This window comes from Candidatus Phytoplasma pruni (assembly GCF_013391955.1).
Lineage (GTDB): Bacteria > Bacillota_I > Bacilli_A > Acholeplasmatales > Acholeplasmataceae > Phytoplasma.
In genome coordinates this window covers 2,501-5,016 of the sequence record NZ_JABUOH010000044.1, presented here as the reverse complement: position 1 = coordinate 5,016, position 2,516 = coordinate 2,501, and the positions used below count along the sequence as shown (strand labels likewise).

The 2,516-nt window shown below is 45.2% G+C and carries 1 tRNA gene and 2 rRNA genes (1 of these 3 cut by a window edge); all 3 read right to left on the bottom strand.

From position 1 onward, the window contains the following. Positions 1-5 precede the first annotated feature (5 nt). Positions 6-81, bottom strand: a tRNA-Val gene (locus tag HR065_RS01695). A 25-nt stretch (positions 82-106) separates the two neighbouring features. After that, positions 107-220: ribosomal RNA gene (gene rrf, locus HR065_RS01690) — 5S ribosomal RNA — on the bottom strand. Positions 221-257: 37 nt separating this feature from the next. Then, positions 258-2,516 (bottom strand): 23S ribosomal RNA (locus HR065_RS01685); it runs 607 nt beyond the window's last position.

The following is a 2,516-nucleotide window of genomic DNA, read 5'->3' as shown; positions in this document are numbered from 1 at the left end:
AAAATTGGTAGAGGATGAGGGACTTGAACCCCCGACATTCTGCTTGTAAGGCAGACGCTCTCCCAACTGAGCTAATCCTCTTTTTAAAAGTAATTTTTCAAGTAATCCTTGGCAAAAACCTATCTTCGCTTTCCATACGAAAAACTATTGTCGGGGTTTAAGGGCTTAACTGCTGTGTTCGGAATGGGAACAGGTGTTTCCCCTTGACTAAATCACCAAGGATCTTTCAAAACTAGATAACCATAGTTATTTCAAAAAAATCAAAGTCAATGGATCTATTAGTACTAGTCAGCTGAAAATATCACTATTCTTACACCTCTAGCCTATCAACCTGGTAGTCTTCCAGGGATCTCATAGGGAAATCTCATCTTAAGGGAGGCTTCACACTTAGATGCTTTCAGTGTTTATCCTTTCTATACATAGCTACTCAGCTGTGGCTCTGGCGAACCAACTGAAACACCAGCGGTGCGTCCTTCCCGGTCCTCTCGTACTAGGGAAAGGTCCTCTCAATGCTCTAACGCCCACACCGGATATGGACCGAACTGTCTCACGACGTTCTGAACCCAGCTCACGTACCGCTTTAATGGGCGAACAGCCCAACCCTTGGAACATACTACAGCCCCAGGTGGCGAAGAGCCGACATCGAGGTGCCAAACCTTCCCGTCGATGTGAGCTCTTGGGGAAGATCAGCCTGTTATCCCTAGAGTAACTTTTATCCGTTGAGTCACGGCCCTTCCATACGGTACCGTAAGATCACTAAGTCCAACTTTCGTTCCTGCTCGACTTGTAGGTCTCGCAGTCAAGCACCCTTTTACCTTTACGCTCTTAAAATGATTTCCGACCATTTTGAGGGTACCTTTGAACGCCTCCGTTACTCTTTAGGAGGCGACCGCCCCAGTCAAACTGCCCACCAAACACTGTCCCTCATAATACACTTATGCAGGTTAGAAGCTAAAAATAACAAGGGTGGTATTCCAAGGATGACTCCATTAGAACTAGCGTCCTAATTTCACAGTCTCCCACCTATCCTCTACATGCAATTTTCAATTTCAATATTAAGCTACAGTAAAGCTCCATGGGGTCTTTTCGTCCTGTCGCGGGTAACCGGCATTTTCACCGGTAATTTGATTTCACCGAGCCTCTCTCTGAGACAGTGCCCAGATCGTTACGCCTTTCGTGCGGGTCGGAACTTACCCGACAAGGAATTTCGCTACCTTAGGACCGTTATAGTTACGGCCGCCGTTCACCGGGGCTTCAATTCAATGCTTCAAGTTACCTTTGACATCTCCTCTTAATCTTCCAGCACCGGGCAGGCATCAGCCCCTATACATCACCTCACGGTTTAGCAGGGACCTATGTTTTTGATAAACAGTCGCTTGGGCCTATTCTCTGCGGCTTTTACTTTTTATCATAAAAGCTCTCCTTCTCCCGAAGTTACGGGGCTATTTTGCCGAGTTCCTTAGAGAGAGTTGTCTCGCGCCCCTAGGTATTCTCTACCTACCCACCTGTGTCGGTTTCGGGTACAGGTAAAAAAACAATTAGCCCTAGAAGTTTTTCTTGAAAATATGACTTCAGTCACGTTACCTTCAAACCTTATTTTTTGGAATAAGAAGACGGATTTGCCTATCTTCTCAAACTCGGTTCTTCTACCCTAATCCAATAAAGGGCGTGCTTAGCCTGTTTTGTAGCTCCATCAGTTGTTTTCTTAGTGCAGGAATTTTAGCCTGCTTGCCATCGACTACGCATTTCTGCCTCGCCTTAGGACCTGACTAACCCAGGGCGGACGAACCTGCCCCTGGAAACCTTGGGTTTTTGACGGATAGGATTCTCACCTATCTTTTCGTTACTTACACCGGCATTCTCACTTCTGACCTCTCCACCACTGCTTCCGCTATGGCTTCATCGATGTCAGAACGCTTCCCCTACCATATTAAAAATAATAAATTATTTTTATATCCGTAGCTTCGGTATAATGTTTTAGCCCCGTTAAATTTTCGGTGCAGAGTCATTAGATTAGTGAGCTATTACGCACTCTTTAAAAGATGGCTGCTTCTAAGCCAACTTCCTAATTGTTTAAACATCTCTACTTCCTTTTCCACTTAACATTAATTTAGGGACCTTAGCTGACGGTCTGGGCTCTTTCCCTTTTGACCATGGACCTTATCACCCACAGTCTGACTGCTAATTGTTTTTAATGACATTCGGAGTTTAATTGATATCGGTACCCCGAGGTGGAGCCCTCAATCATTTAGTGCTCTACCTTCATTAAAATTTCTGAATTAACGCTAGCCCTAAAGCTATTTCGGGGAGAACCAGCTATCTCTGAGTTCGATTGGAATTTCACCTCTAGCCACAAATCATCCAAACACTTTTCAACGTGTCCTGGTTCGGTCCTCCATTTGGTTGTCCCCAAACTTCAACCTGTTCATGGCTAGCTCACTTCAGTTTCGGGTCTATGACATAAAACTAAACGCCCTATGAAGACTCGCTTTCGCTACGGCTTCGTTCCTTCAAAC